Here is an 18,840-nt window from a genome sequence, read left to right as displayed (position 1 = left end):
ATTACCTCCATCTATATTTTTATTTTCTTTGTTGTCTATTCGCTAAAAGCTTATTGTTGCTCTATAGCATTTTAAGGAAAAGCTATAAATATTTAGCGGAGAAAATTACTAAATCAACCCGAATTCATTTGCGATAAGCTCATAGGATTTCTGTCGCGCTTCATAGCTATGTGTAATAGTTACAATCATTACTTCATCTGTTTCATACTCCGCCTGCAATTCAAGTAGTTGCTGTTTCACCTCGGATGGGTTGCCGATAATCATCTTTTCTCGTGTTTTTTCTGCCTTTTTCATGTCTTCCTGCGTAAAGTCATAAGTTTTCACTTCCTCTATAGATGGTACACCGCCTGATTCCTCTAATTTTTCCTGCTGTATCCCCCAGAGGAGATTGCTTAAGGCAAGCTCTTCTGCTTCTTCGGTTGTTTCTGCGCAAATAACTGCAACCGCAACGATCGTTTTCCCTGGAAAGTTATCATGGTACTTCTTCACAATGGCTGGACCATCTTTACTTGTCATAAAATGCCCGAATGTATACGGCATACCTTTATCTGCAGCTAAGATGGCACTTTTTTCACTTGTTCCGAGCAACCACGGTTCTGGTGATTTTTTCGGAACAGGTTCCGGTTTAATCTTTGAATACAGATGCTCTTTTGGAAAATCATGCTGTAAAAAGGATATTAGTTCATCCAGGGATTCCGGCATGTTTCGGACTTCCTGAAGAAAGTTATCAGATAAGGCCATGGTAACTTCTGCGGATCCCCCAGGCGCACGGCCAATCCCTAAATCGATTCTGTCAGGAAAAAGGGTCGCCAGCAGGTTATACCTTTCTACAATGTTAAACGGTTTATAATGTGGTAATAACACGGCACCTGCTCCGATACGAATGCGTTGCGTCTGTTGTCCAATGAGTCCAATCATCATATCTGGTGCCGGACATGCCAGCCCTGGCAGGTTATGGTGCTCAGCTATCCAATAACGGTTATATCCTAATTCATCTGCAAGCACAGCAAGTTCCACTGTTGCATTCAGTGCCCCCTGTGCAGTTTTTCCAGAAGAAATGGGTACCTGATCCAATATACTGAGTTTCATCGTCTATACCTTCTTTCATTAAGAATTATAATTAATTAGTAGTATAGCATTGCTGCCAATATTCTTCTGGTTATTGAATTTGTTCGATGAGTTTTTCTGCTCTCCTATTAATTCCCTACTAAATGAAAAAGGATTCCAATAGATGGAACCCATTCAATTAATACGAAATGATTTCAGATTGGATATAATGGTAAAGTAATTGTTCCGTATGAGCCAGTGATGTTTCATGAGTTCTTTCATATGCATGGGAGGAATCAATCCCCGGCCCTATGAGACCATGGATAATATCATGGCCAGCCCTTATAGCGGCTGAAGCGTCCGATCCATAGTAAGGATAAATATCCAGTTTATATTCGATATTATTCTTTTCCGCTAACTCTACCAGTTGCTTCCGCAGATCATAATGATACGGACCACTAGCATCTTTTACACAGATTGATACAGTATATTCATCAGTGGATTGTCCATCACCCATGGCTCCCATATCTACAGCCAAATATTCCACCGTTTCCGGACTGATATTTGAATTCCCCCCATAGCCGATCTCCTCATTATTGGAAATAAGAAAATGTGTCGTATAAGGAAGTTTAATATTTTCTTCTTTTAATCTTGCAATCAACTGTAAGAGGACTGCAACACTTGCTTTATCATCCAAATGCCGGGATTTGATAAAACCGTTGTCTGTCAGTTGGACACGGGGGTCAAATGAAATAAAATCTCCCACTTCGATTCCCAACTCACGAATTCCCTTCTCATTTTCAACCTTTGCATCAATACGAATTTCCATATTTTCCTGATTACGTTTTGCTTCACCGGCATTTTTGTATACATGTACTGAGGTTTGGTGCATGAGGATTGTGCCAGTGTATACCTTGCCACTGGACGTGTGGATTTCACAATACTCCCCTTCAATAGCGTTATAACGAAATCCACCGATAAGATCCATACGAAGACGGCCATTGCTTTTAATTTCTTTTACCATTGCACCTAGCGTATCCACATGTGCCGTTAACATTCGATGCTGATTTTTATTGTCACCAGGCAGTGTTGCAATCAACCCGCCTTTTCGATTGCGCCTTGTTTCCACATCCAAGTCTTTCAAAAAGCCTTCAACATGCCGGATTACTTTGGCTGTATTTCCTGAGGGGCTAGGGATAGAAACCAATTGTTTCAAAAGTTCTTTCGTTTCATTGACTTTCGGATATGTACTCAAAAAATCGACTCCTCTCTATTTCTTTAATTCCTATATTACTACGAATCATCACGTGTACCAACTGAAAAATTCATGATCTATCATCTGCTATTTCATCGACAATTTTTTCTGCTGCACGACGGTATAAATTACTCATACTCGTGAATACCGCTACTAATAATAACTTTTCCAAGTATGCTTCATCGTTATCTCCCAATTTTGATACCTCTTGTTTTACTTCCTTTTTATGCTTTTGAATGTCTTCTTTGAACACCTCCACATTTGCCTCAGAAAGCCGGAGATAACCCTGATAGAGCTGTTGTAAATCAAACTCATCCTCCGTCATTTTTGTGTTTAATTGATCCAGCGTTGTTTTAACATCATTGATGGATAATGCACCCTTCATCTGATAGATCATGCTTATTAGAACTAAATGATCCTTAGAATACTTTTTATTTTCAATTGGAAAAAACAGCCTGCCCTTTGCATAATTATTGATCATTGTTTTGGTTAAAACCTTTTCGTCTTCATTTCGTTTCGAAGCGGCAAATTTATTTTCAAAAAGTTGAATAACCTGATCCATGTATAGGTCCAAATCAGGGATATCCTCCAGTGATAGCTGATTATCTAAATTTAAGCTGTTGATAAGCTTTTCAACACTTTCCATTATAAAACCCCGTTTAAGTAAGTAATTTGGTTCTATTATAAGATAATATCTACCATTAGTAAAACTTGACTATATAATGCCATGCATATATGATTGTTATATAGTTTTCAAAACCACATGTAAAGGTGTTGATATATTGAATATGTATATTCGAGAGCCTGTAAATGCCATCACACATTTGTTTGGGGCCATTATGGCTTTTGTTGGGTTGTTAATGATGATTATCAAGGCCTCAGCGGAATCCGCATTGGCCACAGTAGCAGTGATTATTTTTGGAGTAAGCATGATACTGCTGTATTCTGCATCTGCAACCTACCATATGGTCATAGCAAAAGATAATGTCATCGCGTTTTTAAGAAAAATTGATCATTCGATGATTTTTGTATTAATTGCAGGAACCTATACACCATTATGTCTAATCAGTTTAAATAGCACAATGGGGTGGACTTTGTTTGCAGTTATCAACACGCTTGCATTGCTTGGAGTAATTTTTAAATTAGTATGGTTCCATGCGCCAAGATGGTTGTCCACCGCTATCTATGTTGTAATGGGCTGGATCGTCGTATTCTTCAGCTCAGCCCTTGCACCAATTTTAGGTGGTGGCGGAATGTTTTATCTAATTCTTGGGGGCTTATTTTACACAATTGGTGCAATTATCTACTGGTTGAAGCCAAAGTTTCTTTCTTTCAAACATATGGGATTTCATGAGATCTTCCATATTTTTATTTTGTTTGGAAGTCTGTTTCATTTTTTCTGTGTGTATTGGTATGTACTATGAGTATAAGTAAAAGCATGGATTCTCAAGGGAGTTCCATGCTTTTTTATTATATGCTTGTATCTGGTGTTGTAAGGAAGTTTTATGCTTTCTTCACTGATGAAAAATATAGCATATATTTTTTTCGAGCTTCTTCAAATCGCTTGACCACTTCTTTTTCTGTAAAAATAATCTTTTCTATCTCCATTAATTCCCTGCCAAACCGAAATATTCCTTCCTGCTCACCATGTATGACTTTTTCCAGCTCATGCTTTGGTGGGAAGAATTTCTTGCCAATAGGATAGGGTGTATGGAACGAAAAATGAAAATACCCCAGTTCATTGCTGTTTACAGAGAGGTGATATAAAGTGTAATAATCATTAATTTTATCAAATCTGCACCCACTACATGCTTCTATGTCCTTTTGATACATTTCGAAGAAGTCCCATTTCCCGATATAATCAACTTCCCGTAAATCGCACCATCTATTATAATGATCTGGACAAAAGTATAAATTGAATACTTTATGTGGAAATGCTGGTCTATACAAAGAAAGCTCCGTATATGGTGACAGCATAAGAAGTTCCAGAGATTCGTTTTTTAATTTGTATAGCTGCGCTTTTTTTAAATTATATTCAGCACCTTTTGTTCTTGCACGTAAAGCTTTAGCTTGAAACTCTTTCGCCCACCTGCTAACCCATATCGTCCAGAAGGCCAGTTGAAGCGTTGCGCCCAGCTCGGGGTTATCTTTAAACCATTTCCTCAATGAACTTTTCCACTCGTTTTCATAAAAATTACGTTGAATGGATGTATTCCTTCTTTTTGTCTCAACAGATTTTTTTCCTGCCTTTTGCCGATTTTTCCGAACCGCTAGATGATGTTCTTCTCTCCAGATGTCAATGGACACTTTTGATAGTTTGGAAAGTGCATATACATCATACATCGGATATTCCAGGTGTCTTCCCCATTTGGTTAAAGATTCGTAGTGATCTACCACAAGTTTCCCCTCGCTGGTCCATCTTTTCCGTTCTGCAGCAGATATACTCAGAAGATCCTCAACCTCTGCCGGTGGGATTGAAAAATGAGAGGAAAAGATTTTGTATACTCTTTTTTGTGATACTTCATCACTATATCTAAGCCTAAAACTTTCCACGAGCACTGTCTTTTTGGTCTGGTGGATTTCTTTTTCACTAAGGTTGAGAGCCGTTCCTAATTCTAACTTTGTCAGTTTCCGTACATCATTTTCGAAATTGATTACTGGCATAGTGGAACACCTCTTTTTTAATTTTGAAACTATTGTATCAAAAACCTTTGTTCGGAACAAGTGTTTTGATGTGTTTGATAATTATTTTTTAGCTGGCAAACAGATTTATTCCCCTTTCAGGCATTTGCAGTATTTTTTCTTCTAATCTCTTCCATCACATGAATAATTTTTTTTACAGCAATAATAACAAGGTCTGCTGGTTCTGTTTTTGTCTCTTTAGATATGTAATTAAACTGTTGGATTTGATTATTTATATTCCCCCCGTTTGTTTGATATTTTTTTATCCTGTCTGGATTGGCAACTACATTGAAGATTTCACCCATCAACCCCTGCAGTTTGCTCCCATAGGCAGCTCCAAATTGCGCCAAGACCGACTAAAGAAGCAGAATTAATTTTTTTCATAGTTTCCCACCTATTCATTAATTAATATTTTTTATTTTAACATAATTTTTAAAAAATTACGCTTTTGTAGATGGACTAAATTAATCACTGATCCTGAGAAGAGAATGCTTAAAGATTTTCAGGCTTTATGGGAAGTAACCAAGGATGAAAAATTCGTTACAGCAAGACATAGTTTACAATCAATCTGGAGAGTAGGATTATCCGGGAAAGAACAAAAAGAAATGGTGATAGAACATTTGGCTAGTCGGCTTTCAAAATGGTGCGAATGAGAAACATTACACCTTAATTCGATTTGACATAATTCAAGGTATGAAAAAGTTATATGATGAATTAAAAGATGAAGATATCAAGCAAAAAGTATGGGATCTAATTGAGATGGAAGAAGATGCTAAGTATCGGAAAAAGTATTTTGTCTGTATGGAAAGGAATGATATATGTTTTCGTTTTTCTTTAGCAGTTAAACCAACATCGCGGCTAAGAGTATGCCGCCACCACTTTATAATGAAAACTGCTAATTTATCCAGAAGACTGTATTCTAAAAAAGACCTGGGACTGCGATTACTCGTCCCACCGAAAAGACCTGGGACTGCGATTACTCGTCCCACACGATATATTGTTAAAGGTTTCGAATTGAATTTCTTTGCCCCTAACTTCCAGGTTTTAAAAAAAGATCGAGTTACGCTATCCATTTTCTATTAGTAGTGAAAAAACTATCCAAGTACTTGGTTTCAAATATGGTCTCACCCTACCACGTTTTTAGCTATCATTCGGAATCGACTTTTTTTGACACAAAAAAACCACCAACATTATGTATTGGTGGAGACGGTGGGAGTTGAACCCACGTCCAGAGATATCGCCACTCAGGCTTCTACACGCATAGTTGGTATATTATCATTCGCTAACTCTGCAGCCTGCCAACAGGCTTTCGAGCAGCTAGTCTGATTGGTTTCAACCATCATCCTCAGACGGTGGATGACAGTATAGCCCGCTTCATTTGAGACCCTTCAATCTGCCACACGGGCGATAGCAGGAAGGATCGCTTAAGCAGTGCTTACGCTGCTGCTAAAGCAGGTGAATTGTTTTCTTTGCCAGTTATATTTAGGCGAGTAACGTTTTACGAGCCGTAACCTCGACGTGCAACCTGAGCTCAATCTATCCCTGTCGAATCCATAACGTCCCCATATAAGGAGAAACGCTCAGGATAATCATGAGCATTTATTCAATTTCAACTACATTTTTAATTATAACATAAATCTCAGTGAAATCAAGCGCTGGAAGGATTTCACAAATCATTTCATGTGCTCCTTAATTGCCCGATCCACATCCCGTTTCATTTGTTTACGTTTCAAATCTTCACGCTTATCGTATTTCTTTTTCCCTCTTCCAAGTCCAATTAAAACTTTAGCATATCCGTTTTTGATATAAATTTTTAATGGTACAAGCGCATACCCCTGCTGTTGGGTCAGGCCGATTAATTTATCAATCTCTTTACGATGCAAAAGCAGCTTTCTCGTACGAGTCGGGTCGTGATTGAACTGGTTGCCTTGCTCATACTGTGCAATGTGCAAATTGATTAGTTGCACCTCGCCTTTTGCGATTCGTGCATGGGAGTCTTTAATATTTACTCTACCTGCCCGGATTGATTTGATTTCTGTGCCTTGAAGAACAATCCCGGCTTCATAGGTATCCTCTATAAAATAATCATGGGATGCTTTTTTATTTTGTGCAAGTGTTTTTCCATTTCCTTTTGGCATGATGGTTCCTCCTACTACTTACATGGAACTCTATTCTACCAAACATTCGGTTTTATGCCAATCGAGAAAACAGATTGTCAGGTTAAAGAAGCAATAAACTTACGGCCATTATTGCCATTCCGCTAATCACACCATAAATTGAGAGATGCGCTTCATCATATCGCCTTGCAGCAGGCAGCAGCTCATCCAATGAGATAAATATCATAATCCCGGCGACCATTGCAAAAATAATTCCAAACATCAGCTCATTTAAAAAGGGCATGAGTATTAAAAATGCCAGCACTGCACCCGCAGGTTCTGCCAAGCCAGAAAGAAAGGATAATTTGAATGCTCTCTTTTTATCATTTGTTGCATAATAAATAGGGACAGAAACTGCGATTCCTTCTGGTATGTTATGGATTGCAACCGCTACTGCGATTGCAAAGCCTAATGTCGGATCCTGAAGTGTGGACATAAATGTCGCAATTCCTTCGGGGAAGTTATGAATACCAATCGCCAAAGCTGTGAAAACTCCCATTTTTAACAGGTCCGGATCATTTATTGCATCACCGGGCTTTTTCATATCCTCAATCTTTTTAAGTTCATGGGGGTTTGAATGTTTTGGGATCATCCGGTCAATTAACGCAATTAACAGCATTCCTGCAAAAAAGGATATGACTGTCAGCCAACTCCCCCCCTGTTCACCCAACTCCGATATTAACGATTCCTCTGCCTTAAAAAATATATCAACCATCGATACATAAATCATTACCCCAGCGGATAAACCTAGGGCAAAGGACAAAAACTTCGTGTTCGTTGTTTTCGTAAAAAAAGCAAGTAAACTCCCTATCCCTGTTGCAAGACCGGCGAATAGGGTAAATAAAAATGCCAGTAAAACCTCATTCACTCGGAATCCCCCCTTTTTCCATTATCTGTGAACTTTTTATATTATCATTCATTATAATTGTTATCACTCTAATCTGTAGTGTAAAAGACAATTAATTCAACGTCAACAATAATGTTTCCCTATTGCAACTTTTATATTTTGATTATATGCACATGAATTTCAATTGTTGCTAAAAAGTTTATATTAATGAAAAAGATGAGCCTCTATTCATTCGGCTCATCCTTTTCCTCCGTAGTGAAGAAGGTATATAATTTTCATTCTAAAATCAGCCAATTTCGGCTTTTTTTCTGCGTTTATTCACTTTTTTGATCTTCGCTTCTTTTTTTGATTTGCTTTGATTTTTTTCTTTTGCCGTTTCGGTTTCTCTGCATTTACCATTTCAAAATCGACAGCACGTTCATCGATGTTCACACTGACCACTTTTATTTTCACTTCATCTCCAATACGGTACATATTAGCTGTTCGTTCACCGATTAGGGCATGGCTTTTCTCATCATAATGATAATAGTCATCAGTTAGATAGCTGACATGAATCAACCCTTCTACGGTATTTTCCAATTCCACAAAAAGACCGAAGTTGGTCACTGAACTAATAATACCCATGAATTCTTCACCAATTTTATCCTGCATGTATTCCGCTTTTTTCAAATCATCGGTTTCCCGCTCTGCATCCACTGCCGCCCGTTCTCTCTCCGAGGTGTGTCTGGCAATTTCTGGAAGTTTGTCCTTCCATTCCCTGATTGTTTTACTATCCATTTGTTTATGGATCAAATAGGTTCGAATCAATCGGTGGACAATCAAATCAGGGTATCTGCGTATTGGTGACGTGAAATGTGTATAAAATTCTGTTGCCAGACCAAAGTGGCCGATACTTTGTGGGTCATATTTCGCCTGTTTCATGGAACGAAGCATCAGCTTTGATACGATCATTTCTTCCGGCTTTCCCTGTACCTCATCAATGACCTTTTGCAATGCCTGTGGATGAAGTTCATTTGCTTTTCCCTTCACTGCAACTCCGATTCCCGCAAGAAACTCAACAAAGCTCTCCAATTTTCCCTGGTCCGGATCCTCGTGAATACGATGAATAAATGGTACATCCATCCAGTGAAAATGTTCAGCAATTGTTTCATTTGCTGCAAGCATAAACTCTTCAATCAACCGTTCCCCTACAGAACGCTCTCTCAGCACAACATCTTCCGCTTTGCCCTTCTCATCCACGAGGACCTGTGCTTCTTTAAAATCAAAGTCAATCGCGCCTCTACCCATTCGTTTATCATTTAAAATTTTAGCTAGTTTTTCCATTTGTTCAAACATCGGGACAAGCGGTTTATATTTTTCACGGAGTTCCTGATCATTATCTACAAGGATTTTGTTAACATCCGTATATGTCATTCGCTCAGAGGTCTTAATCACACTTTGAAAAATTTCATGATTAACAACTTCACCAGCTGTAGTTATTTCCATTTCACAACCCAAGGTCAAGCGGTCTACCTGAGGATTTAACGAACAAATCCCATTGGAGAGCCTGTGTGGAATCATTGGAATCACGCGGTCTACCAAATAAACACTTGTTCCACGTTCATATGCTTCCTGATCCATCGGCGAATCTTTATCCACATAATAGCTGACATCCGCGATATACACGCCAAGCTTATAATTGCCATTATCTAATCTTTTCACGCTTACCGCATCATCAAGGTCCTTTGCGTCTGCACCATCAATGGTCACAATCACTTCATCACGCAGATCACGACGGTTGTGGATTTCATCTTCCGAAATAGTTTCCGGAGCATTCGCAGCTTGTTCCAGTACTTCATCAGGGAAATCTACGGTAATTCCATGCTTATGGATAATCGAAATGATATCAATGCCCGGATCATTTTTATGTCCAAGGATATGAATAATTTCGCCTTCAGCACTTTTGCGTCCTTCTGGATATTTAGTAATATGCGCTATAACTTTATGTCCACTAACTGCGCCGTTTACCATGTTTTTCGGTATAAAAATATCGTTTGGGATTCGCTTATCATCCGCGATCACAAAGCCAAAGGCACGGTTATCTTCAAATGTACCGACAATCTGAAGTACAGCCCGTTCCAGAATCCGAATAACTGTACCTTCCGGGCGACTCCCATTTTCTCCATTTTTTTCTAGACGCACAAGTACTCTATCATTATTCATCGCTGAAGCAAGATCCGAACTATGAATATATACATCCGTTTGATCTTCATCATCAGGGATTAGAAAGGCAAATCCTTTCGCATGCATTTGTACTCTTCCCCTGACAAGATTCATCTTCTCCGGCAAACCGAAACGATTTTTCCGGGTTCGTACAAGCTCACCTGCTTCCTCCAGCTCATTCAATGCCTTGACCATTTCCTTAAAATCCACGGCATCTTCTATTTCCAGAACTTCTTCCAATTCGTCTACAGCTAATGGTTTTGTTCCTGATTCCTTAAAATGTTTTAGTATTTCATGTTTCATCTGCTCACCTTCTTTCTTCTTAATTGTTTCCTTTTTCTGTTAATACTAATCATTCTTTCCAATCGAGAGTTTCAAGGAATTGATAAATATCCTCATGCAGCTGTTCTTTCTCTTTGCCCATCGTAATCACATGGCCGGATTCTTCATACCATTTGATATCTTTTTTATCAGCTTCAACATTCTCATAAATGTATGTCGCGCTTTTTTTATTAATCATTTCGTCTTTCTCGGCCTGAACGACGAGTGTTGGTGTATAAATCGTATCAATTTCATTCTTTACTTCGTTTATAAAATTCTCCAAATGGTTAAATACATCATCTGAATTTTCCATTAAAGCGTCAACTTCCTGTGTAATGGTTTGATCCTCTTTTCCTTCTAACTGCTTGTACTCCTGTGAAAAACGTTTAAACCCCTGTGTTAATTGTGTTTCATTATCAAAAAACATAGGAGAACACATTGTAATAACCGCTTTTACTTTTGTTGAATAAGCAAGTTTTAAACTGAGAACTCCTCCAAGTGAAAGACCTGCAACAACAATTTCCTCATACCCCAAATCTTTTAAGTGATTGAATGCCTTCTCAACATCCTCCCACCATTGATCCGGATTAGACTTTATCAATTCCTCTGGCGATTCCCCATGCCCTCTGTAAATAGGTGCATGGCTGGTATAACCTTTCTTTTCCAAAAAGCGGCCAAGCATTCTTACATCTGCAGAATGTCCCGTAAATCCATGTAATAATAATACCGCTCTTGAACCTGCTTCAAACGTAAATGGCTTTGGTTTTACTACCTTCATTAAACTTTCTCTCCTTAAATATATCCTATTTTTACTTTACCCTTTTTATATAAATGTATCACATTATTGCATTAGAAACCTCGGCTTTTCTTCTTATAGCGCGTGCAACCTAGCCCGAACTTATGTATAAATAAGAACGTTTTATACTTTTGTATAAAAACAACTGTTATTAGAACGGGGAAAATTATTCAGTATAACACCCTGAATCAAGTTTCTTAACTGCCGAAAAAAACCTCTATCACGTATTGTGACAGAGGTCCGTTTTTTATACCACATATACACTTACAAATGCCAACAAGAAAAATAACACACCTGTTACAATTGTTCCACGATGCAGTACATAATCGATTCCGCGCGCTTTCTGTTTTCCAAATAATTGCTCAGCACCACCAGAAATCGCTCCGGAAAGGCCTGCACTTTTCCCTGATTGTAGTAAAATAAGAACAATCATAATAATCGCGTCAATTACTAATAATATATTTACAACATTGGCCATTGTTTGCAAATCCCCCTCCAGACGAACAAATACCTATTAAATACTTTAGCATAATTATGATTTGCAAAGCAAGATTTATTTTTAGAATGAATGCTGGCTATTTCTCGGGTCTCAGCAGTCAACCTGCATTGCATTTGAATTTTTATACATTCATATCTGCTCAAATAGACGTTTCCTCTCATTCATTTTATGATAGAAACAGGACAATCTATAGGAATGGATGGGATACCAATGGAAAAGGAATTTTGGATAAGGACAGAAGACGGGACGGCGGTTTATGTAAAAAAATGGTATACACCAAATCTAAAACCAAAAGCCATTATACAGCTTTCCCATGGCATGGTAGAACATATTAACCGCTATAGTGAATTTGCCAAACACCTCGTAAGACAGCAAATTTTTGTCTATGGAAATGATCACCGGGGTCATGGGAAAACTGGAGTTAGGCAAGGGATGCTTGGTTATTTAGCCGAAAATGATGGGTTCGTAAAAACAGCTGAAGATTTACATCTTATTACAAACGAGATAAAAAAGGACCATTCAGATGTGCCGATTTTTTTGTTTGGTCACAGCATGGGATCTTTTTTAGCGAGGTATTATATACAGTACCATAGTGAAAGTATCCATGCAGTTATCCTGTCAGGAACAGGATATTATCCTATCATCACCTCGCTGACAGGCAGACAACTTGCTGCAATGCTTCCACCGAAAAAAGAATCGAAACTGATGAATTCACTTGCATTTGGTTCCTATAATAAAAAAGTAATGAAAAAGATATCAACCTTTGATTGGCTCAGTTCAGATGAAAGTGCTGTAGAAACATATACAAAAGATCCACTTACCGGTTTTATTCCAAAGGGCAGATTTTTTTATGATTTGATGTCTGGATTACTGGCAATTCAGAAGAAAAATTATAATAAAGCAATCAGGAATAACCTTCCAATGCTTATTATAAGTGGGGATAGAGATCCTGTGGGAGATTATGAGAAAGGGGTATGGAAAACTGCCTGCCTGTATAAAAAAGCAGGTCTTGAGAAAATAACAACAATGCTTTTTGCAGAAGGGCGTCATGAGTTGTTAAATGAAAAAAATAAGACAGAAGTCTATAAGGCGATAACCGATTGGATGGACAACTATTTGTGATATTACTCTTGGCGTGGAATCACTTGAGTTTATTAGGGTGAAAAGGTAAACTATATGTGTAGATATATTAAAGAAAGTTGGTAATAATCATGACAAAAATTAAAGGAATAGCTGCTTCTCCAGGTATTGCAATTGCTAAAGCCTATCAGCTTGCAACACCTGATTTAACGTTTGAAAAAACAAAAACGGACAACCCAAATAAAGAAATCGAACGTTTAGATAAAGCATTGGAAATTTCCAAACAGGAACTTGAAAAAATTAAAACACATACACTGAAAGAACTTGGTGAAGAACATGCGGAAATCTTTTCTGCGCATCTGCTTGTTTTAAGTGACCCGGAACTGATCAATCCAATTAAGGAAAAAGTCAATTCGGATAATGCCTCAGCAGAAGCAGCATTGGATGAAATAGCAAATATGTTCATTGAAATGTTCAAAAATATGGATAATGCATACATGCGCGAACGTGCAGCTGATATTCATGATGTAACAAAACGAGTCATGGCACATTTATTAGGCGTAAGCTTTCCAGATCCTGCGTTGATTGACGAAGAGGTTGTCGTCATCGCAAATGACTTAACTCCATCTGATACTGCTCAATTGAATCGCCAGTTTGTGCAAGGTTTTGCCACAGATATCGGCGGGCGTACCTCCCACTCCGCTATTATGGCAAGATCGTTAGAGATTCCTGCAGTAGTTGGAACCAAAGAGATTACTTCTTCCGTGTCCGAGGATGATATGGTTATTATTGATGGAAACGAAGGAATCGTACTTATTAATCCATCTGAAGATGAGTTAGCGGAATACCGCAAGAAACAGGAAAAATACGAACTGCAAAAAGAAGAGTGGGCCAAATTAAAAGATGAACCTACTTTTTCTAAAGATGGAGAACAGGTGGAACTTGCTGCAAACATCGGAACACCAAATGATGTGGAAGGTGTATTAAATAATGGGGGCGAAGGTGTCGGCCTATACCGCACTGAGTTTTTATACATGGGTAAAAGTGAATTACCGACAGAGGATGAGCAGTATGAAGCCTATAAATCTGTACTTGAACAGATGGGTGACAAGCCTGTTGTTGTAAGAACGTTGGATATTGGCGGGGATAAAGAATTGGATTATCTGGATCTTCCAAAAGAGCTTAATCCATTCCTGGGCTTCCGTGCTATTCGTTTCTGCCTGGAAAATGAGAATGTCTTCCGGCCGCAACTAAGAGCATTACTTCGAGCAAGTGCACATGGGAATTTAAAAATTATGTTCCCAATGATTGCCACACTGGAAGAATTCCGTCAGGCGAAAGCAATTTTACTGGATGAAAAGGAAACATTAACCGGCGAAGGGGTCAAAGTTTCCAATGATATCGAAGTTGGAATCATGGTAGAGATTCCTTCAACAGCTGTCATTGCGAAACAGTTTGCGGAAGAAGTTGACTTTTTCAGTATCGGAACAAATGATTTAATTCAATACACAATGGCTGCTGACCGAATGAATGAACAGGTTTCCTACCTGTACCAGCCATACCACCCAGCAATATTAAACTTAGTAAACAATGTGATTGAAGCTGCGCACAGTGAAGGAAAATGGGTCGGCATGTGTGGAGAAATGGCCGGCGATCCAATTGCAATTCCAATTCTTCTCGGACTTGGATTGGACGAATTCAGCATGAGCGCAACATCCATTCTCCCAGCACGAACTCAACTACGTGAGCTTTCCAAAGAGAAAATGGTTTCCTATAAGAAGAAGCTTTTGGCGATGGGCACTGCTGAAGAAGTTGTTGAATTTGTCAAAGAAAAAACGGAATAGATTAGATTATGAGAGCGCTTGGACCTAATCAGGTTCAAACGCTCTTTTTATAAGTAGAGATTGTCGAATTGATTTGACGGGGCATATGGCCGTTACAGGATAATGCTCGTCTAGCGAAGACTTTACTCGATTTGGGATGCACTTCCCTCTATTCTACGATGACTTCCAATTTCTCCTCGATCGGAGTTCTTCCTTTATCCCGGGAAACTTTTTTCGGATAACCGATTTGCATCACTGCAGCAATTTTCACTTCATTCCTGTCCAATCCAATATCCTTTGAAAATTCCGGGTCATGGATATAGGGAGTAATTGTCCATAGCATACCGACTCCATATTCCCATGCTGCCAGTTGTGAGTTTTGAATAAACGCGCATACGGCGGAATATTCTTCTTCATATCGTACCGGGTCATCTTCATTTTTAAAATAGATGACGGCGTGGTGGGGGATTTCCAGTAAAAAACCTTTCATGGAGTCAATCATCTTTAGCGTCTTTGGCGCATTATCATCTTTTATCATTCCAATCCGTTGATAACTTCGGATTATCGCATCAATGAAGGGCTGCTTTCCTTTTTCCTGAAACAATTTAATATTCCAGGGCTCCTTCATATAATGACTCGGTGCATAAGAACCATATGTAAAAATTTCTTTTAAAATTTCTGCTTCCACTTCCTGTTTTTTAAAATGGTGAATGGACCTGCGTTCTTTAATTGTTTTTAATATATCGATGATACTCACCTCGTCTATAGTTTTTATTTAAGTCGAAAACTTCTTGTTGATGAAAATGCCACGGGTCCAAAATAATAGTTTACCAGTAGAAGCCTGGCTGAATGCCTAAGTTTTTATGGCGTTAAAGCCTTAGCCTAAACTTATACAATAAGAAAGTTTTGCACTTTTGTATGAAAACAACTGGTATTAGAACGGGAAAATTATTCAGTATAATCACCATGAATCAAGATTATACCTTTTCTGGTTGGCTCTTTTGGTAAAATTTTGTTGCTCATTAACGTCGCAATTGAAATAAAATGTGACATAACTTGAAATTATGGTTGGTGCTTTTTAACCGCTGCGGAAATACACTACGCTTTCCGCGGGTGACCCGTGAGCCTCCTCGAACTCCGTTCTGCGGGGTCTCACTCTGGCCACTGTTCCCGCAGGAGTCTCCGTATATTTCCTTCGCTGATATGTGTATGGCAACTTCATCTAAACACTTATATTGCTTAATTATATAAAAAACATAGTCATGCACTTTTAAGATGGTTGATTGGAGCGGAGGACCGTTGACTCCAGCGGGAACAGCACGAGCTGAAGACCCCGCAGCGGTGATCTTCCGCGAGGAGGCTAAAGCCGTGCCCGCGGAAAGCAACGGTCCGTAGCGGAAATCGACATAGCAGTTACGTCGTCTTTTATCGTTTTTGTGTCAAAAAACAACAAGTCTTTTTGATGGGACGAGTAATCGCAGTTCCAAATCTTTTAAAAAACAGTCTTATGGTTAAATTAGCTGTTCATAATAGATGATGGCGGCATGCTTTTAGCCGCCATGGTTTCTTAACTGCTAAAGAAGAAGTTTGCCAGTTAATAGATTGTAATTAGCACACTTCTTTCAAGCAAATCTTTATCCAAAACGCTCTGCCGTCATGATCGACATAAAATCAATATAAAACTTCTGATAATCAAGGCTAAAGGCAATGCGATGCCTTTTCTCCTCTTGTATTTCCTCATCTTCGTCTTCCGGGGTGATATATGGTCTAATATCAGCAATGCTCTGTCCTCTTTCTACTCCTTCGTTAGCTTGAACAATATGTGCCGGCAGAAATTGAAATTCAAACATATCATTATGAATGACAGCCATTAATGTCAGTACATCATGGAGTGGACTCCCCTGTACGTTTGGATTCCGCTGTTTGTAAAAATCATAATAATAATCCAATAATGGTTTCACTATATCAATTTCTCCGACACTGTCAATGTAATCAACCATTTGTGGAGTGGCAATTGCCTGTAGCGTGACATTTAATGGGATTATCGTGATATTATGTGCGTTGTTTAATACTAGCTGCGCGGCCACAGGATCTCCATGGAAATTAGCTTCCGACACTGCAGTCACATTTCCCGGAACCCAAAATGCCCCGCCCATAATATAATAAGCCTTTACATTATTCATTAATTCCTGATAGGTAAGAAACATTGTAGCAAGCGATGTTAACCTGCCAATATTAACTACAATTAGTTCCTCCTGGTGCTCTTCAATAATACCAATAATATCATGGAAATTTTCGCTTAAAATGTCATTACCGTTTCCCGGTGGAATAATTGGTCCAAGTCCGTACTCCCCATGGATCTCGGGGACATAATTGGGCAATTCTCCTGTCATCGGAATTTCAGCTCCGGCAATGATTTGGATATTTTCCATCTCTTCATTATCAAATAAACTTCTCACATATCGAATGTTAGCTATCGCGTTTTCTCTGGGGATATTTCCATAATCTGCTACAATACCAACAATGTCAATTTCATCATTTAAATATGCATATATAAGTGCAATTGTATCATCAATCCCAATATCACCAAATAGCAAAACTTTTTGTACCAAACTGTATCCACTCCCTGTAAATTATTTACAGCCTCTATTACTATATTTAAAAAGGGCTCTGTCCTATGTGTCTGGATTCGATTATTCCATCAGTCGCTGTGATCTGTTTCTTGTTTTAACGACCTTTTAAGTATTGGACGTACAATTTTCAGTCCCATTTGTTCCGATAACGCAAAAAAGAGACAGATTTCTCTGCCTCTTTCTCTATCAATTTCTCATTTATTTTTTCAAATTATAAAATGCTGTATCTCCGGCATATTCGCCCATGCCAGCCAGCTCATCTTCAATTCGAAGCAGCTGATTGTATTTTGCAACGCGGTCTGTACGTGAAGGTGCACCTGTTTTGATTTGACCTGCATTTGTTGCTACGGCGATATCAGCAATCGTAGCATCTTCCGTTTCACCGGAACGATGGGAAATAACTGCTGTATAGCCAGCACGTTTCGCCATTTCGATTGCTTCAAAAGTTTCTGTAAGTGTTCCAATTTGGTTCACTTTTACAAGAATAGAGTTACCTACACCCTGTTCAATTCCTTGGGAAAGTTTTGCCGTGTTTGTAACAAATAGATCATCACCGACGAGTTGTACGCGAGCACCAAGGCGATCAGTTAACACTTTAAAGCCTTCCCAGTCATTTTCATCCAGGCCATCTTCAATGGAGACGATTGGATATTTATTAATCATTTCCTCATACCAGTCAACCATTTCTTCTGATGTACGAACAACACCTTCACCTTTTAGGTTGTATTTGCCATCGTCATAAATTTCTGATGCAGCAACATCCATGGCTAATTTAACTTCCTCACCAGGTTTATAGCCGGCAGCTTCAATTGCCTCAACAATTGTTTGCAGTGCTTCTTCATTAGATCCAAGGTTTGGAGCAAATCCACCCTCATCACCAACACCAGTGTTATAACCCTTAGACTTCAATACACCTTTTAGGGAATGGAAAATCTCAGCACCAGTACGTAAAGCTTCTTTAAACGTTGGAGCACCTACAGGCATCACCATGAATTCCTGAATATCCACATTATTATCTGCATGTTCTCCACCATTAAGAATGTTCATCATTGGTGTCGGAAGTGTTTTTGCGTTAAATCCACCAAGGTAGTTATATAATGGAACTTCCAGATAGCTTGATGCTGCATGTGCTGCTGCCATGGAGACACCAAGAATCGCATTCGCTCCAAGTTTTCCTTTGTTTTCTGTACCATCAAGTTCAATCATTAAAGCATCAATGATATTTTGACGTGTAACATCCAGGCCGAGCATTTCCGGAGCAATAATCTCATTTACATTCTCCACAGCCTTTTGAACACCTTTACCCAGGTAACGTTCTTTGTCACCATCACGCAATTCAACTGCTTCATATTCACCAGTGGAGGCACCACTTGGAACAAGTGCGGAGCCGAATGCACCTGATTCTGTAAAAATTTCTACTTCAACGGTTGGATTACCGCGTGAATCCAATACTTCGCGAGCATAAACATCTGTAATATATGGCATGAAAATCTCTCCTT

16 protein-coding genes, 1 other RNA gene and 1 pseudogene are annotated in these 18,840 nt (G+C 38.8%); 4 read left to right on the top strand and 14 right to left on the bottom strand.

Annotated elements, in window-relative coordinates:
- Positions 1 to 108: 108 nt before the first annotated feature.
- The 3 genes from ACZ427_RS05325 to ACZ427_RS05315 all read right to left on the bottom strand — a co-directional run bounded on the left by ACZ427_RS05325 (position 109) and on the right by ACZ427_RS05315 (position 2,948).
- Entirely contained in the window at positions 109 to 1,089 is a 981-nt protein-coding gene (locus ACZ427_RS05325) for an LLM class flavin-dependent oxidoreductase (protein WP_461178463.1), read from the bottom strand.
- A 157-nt stretch (positions 1,090 to 1,246) separates the two neighbouring features.
- Complete coding sequence (locus tag ACZ427_RS05320; protein ID WP_461178462.1) at positions 1,247 to 2,302, bottom strand: M42 family metallopeptidase; 1,056 nt, start codon at positions 2,300 to 2,302, stop codon at positions 1,247 to 1,249.
- 70 nt (positions 2,303 to 2,372) lie between these two features.
- A complete protein-coding gene (locus ACZ427_RS05315; RefSeq protein WP_461178461.1) occupies positions 2,373 to 2,948 on the bottom strand; it encodes a DUF1836 domain-containing protein in 576 nt (191 codons plus the stop codon).
- Positions 2,949 to 3,084: 136 nt separating this feature from the next.
- Between ACZ427_RS05315 and trhA the strand changes: the two genes are divergently transcribed.
- Entirely contained in the window at positions 3,085 to 3,726 is a 642-nt protein-coding gene (gene trhA / locus ACZ427_RS05310) for a PAQR family membrane homeostasis protein TrhA (RefSeq protein WP_461178460.1), read from the top strand.
- Between the two features lie 79 nt (positions 3,727 to 3,805).
- On the opposite strand, the gene ACZ427_RS05305 is transcribed toward trhA, so the two are convergent.
- Together ACZ427_RS05305 and ACZ427_RS05300 are read right to left on the bottom strand one after the other, a co-directional pair.
- Positions 3,806 to 4,966 (bottom strand): hypothetical protein, encoded by a 1,161-nt coding sequence (locus ACZ427_RS05305; RefSeq protein WP_461178459.1) that lies wholly within the window; start codon positions 4,964 to 4,966, stop codon positions 3,806 to 3,808.
- Positions 4,967 to 5,082: 116 nt separating this feature from the next.
- Complete coding sequence (locus tag ACZ427_RS05300) at positions 5,083 to 5,334, bottom strand: hypothetical protein (protein WP_461178458.1); 252 nt, start codon at positions 5,332 to 5,334, stop codon at positions 5,083 to 5,085.
- 117 nt (positions 5,335 to 5,451) lie between these two features.
- Between ACZ427_RS05300 and ACZ427_RS05295 the strand changes: the two are divergent.
- Positions 5,452 to 5,822 (top strand): annotated as a pseudogene (locus ACZ427_RS05295) (hypothetical protein); the annotation flags it as partial.
- Between the two features lie 360 nt (positions 5,823 to 6,182).
- Here ACZ427_RS05295 and ssrA read toward each other — a convergent pair.
- The 6 genes from ssrA to secG all read right to left on the bottom strand — a co-directional run bounded on the left by ssrA (position 6,183) and on the right by secG (position 11,784).
- Positions 6,183 to 6,548: a transfer-messenger RNA gene (gene ssrA / locus ACZ427_RS05290) on the bottom strand.
- Positions 6,549 to 6,657: 109 nt separating this feature from the next.
- Entirely contained in the window at positions 6,658 to 7,122 is a 465-nt protein-coding gene (gene smpB, locus ACZ427_RS05285) for an SsrA-binding protein SmpB (protein WP_461178457.1), read from the bottom strand.
- Between the two features lie 82 nt (positions 7,123 to 7,204).
- Complete coding sequence (gene zupT / locus ACZ427_RS05280; RefSeq protein ID WP_461178456.1) at positions 7,205 to 8,008, bottom strand: zinc transporter ZupT; 804 nt, start codon at positions 8,006 to 8,008, stop codon at positions 7,205 to 7,207.
- A gap of 297 nt (positions 8,009 to 8,305) precedes the next feature.
- A complete protein-coding gene (rnr, locus tag ACZ427_RS05275; protein WP_461178455.1) occupies positions 8,306 to 10,492 on the bottom strand; it encodes a ribonuclease R in 2,187 nt (728 codons plus the stop codon).
- 49 nt (positions 10,493 to 10,541) lie between these two features.
- On the bottom strand, positions 10,542 to 11,288 hold the full coding sequence (locus tag ACZ427_RS05270; RefSeq protein ID WP_461178454.1) for an alpha/beta hydrolase: 747 nt from the start codon (positions 11,286 to 11,288) through the stop codon (positions 10,542 to 10,544).
- A 265-nt stretch (positions 11,289 to 11,553) separates the two neighbouring features.
- The gene (gene secG / locus ACZ427_RS05265; protein ID WP_461178453.1) at positions 11,554 to 11,784 is read right to left on the bottom strand and encodes a preprotein translocase subunit SecG; all 231 of its coding nucleotides are present in this window, start codon (positions 11,782 to 11,784) and stop codon (positions 11,554 to 11,556) included.
- A 231-nt stretch (positions 11,785 to 12,015) separates the two neighbouring features.
- Here secG and ACZ427_RS05260 point away from each other — a divergent pair, with 231 nt between their 5' ends.
- Together ACZ427_RS05260 and ptsP are read left to right on the top strand one after the other, a co-directional pair.
- Entirely contained in the window at positions 12,016 to 12,927 is a 912-nt protein-coding gene (locus tag ACZ427_RS05260; protein ID WP_461178452.1) for an alpha/beta hydrolase, read from the top strand.
- Between the two features lie 89 nt (positions 12,928 to 13,016).
- Complete coding sequence (gene ptsP, locus ACZ427_RS05255; protein ID WP_461178451.1) at positions 13,017 to 14,729, top strand: phosphoenolpyruvate--protein phosphotransferase; 1,713 nt, start codon at positions 13,017 to 13,019, stop codon at positions 14,727 to 14,729.
- A 148-nt stretch (positions 14,730 to 14,877) separates the two neighbouring features.
- On the opposite strand, the gene ACZ427_RS05250 is transcribed toward ptsP, so the two are convergent.
- From ACZ427_RS05250 to eno, 3 genes are all read right to left on the bottom strand, one after another.
- Positions 14,878 to 15,465, bottom strand: a complete 588-nt coding sequence (locus tag ACZ427_RS05250) for a nitroreductase family protein (RefSeq protein ID WP_461178450.1) — start codon at positions 15,463 to 15,465, stop codon at positions 14,878 to 14,880.
- 877 nt (positions 15,466 to 16,342) lie between these two features.
- Positions 16,343 to 17,320: a nucleoside hydrolase gene (locus ACZ427_RS05245; protein WP_461178449.1), complete on the bottom strand. Its 978-nt coding sequence runs from the start codon at positions 17,318 to 17,320 to the stop codon at positions 16,343 to 16,345.
- A gap of 219 nt (positions 17,321 to 17,539) precedes the next feature.
- Positions 17,540 to 18,826 (bottom strand): phosphopyruvate hydratase, encoded by a 1,287-nt coding sequence (gene eno, locus ACZ427_RS05240; protein WP_461178448.1) that lies wholly within the window; start codon positions 18,824 to 18,826, stop codon positions 17,540 to 17,542.
- Positions 18,827 to 18,840: the final 14 nt, after the last annotated feature.

The organism is Virgibacillus ainsalahensis (assembly GCF_055380755.1).
The sequence above is the reverse complement of the archived record's forward strand: the minus strand, read 5'-3'. Positions and strand labels throughout refer to the sequence as shown.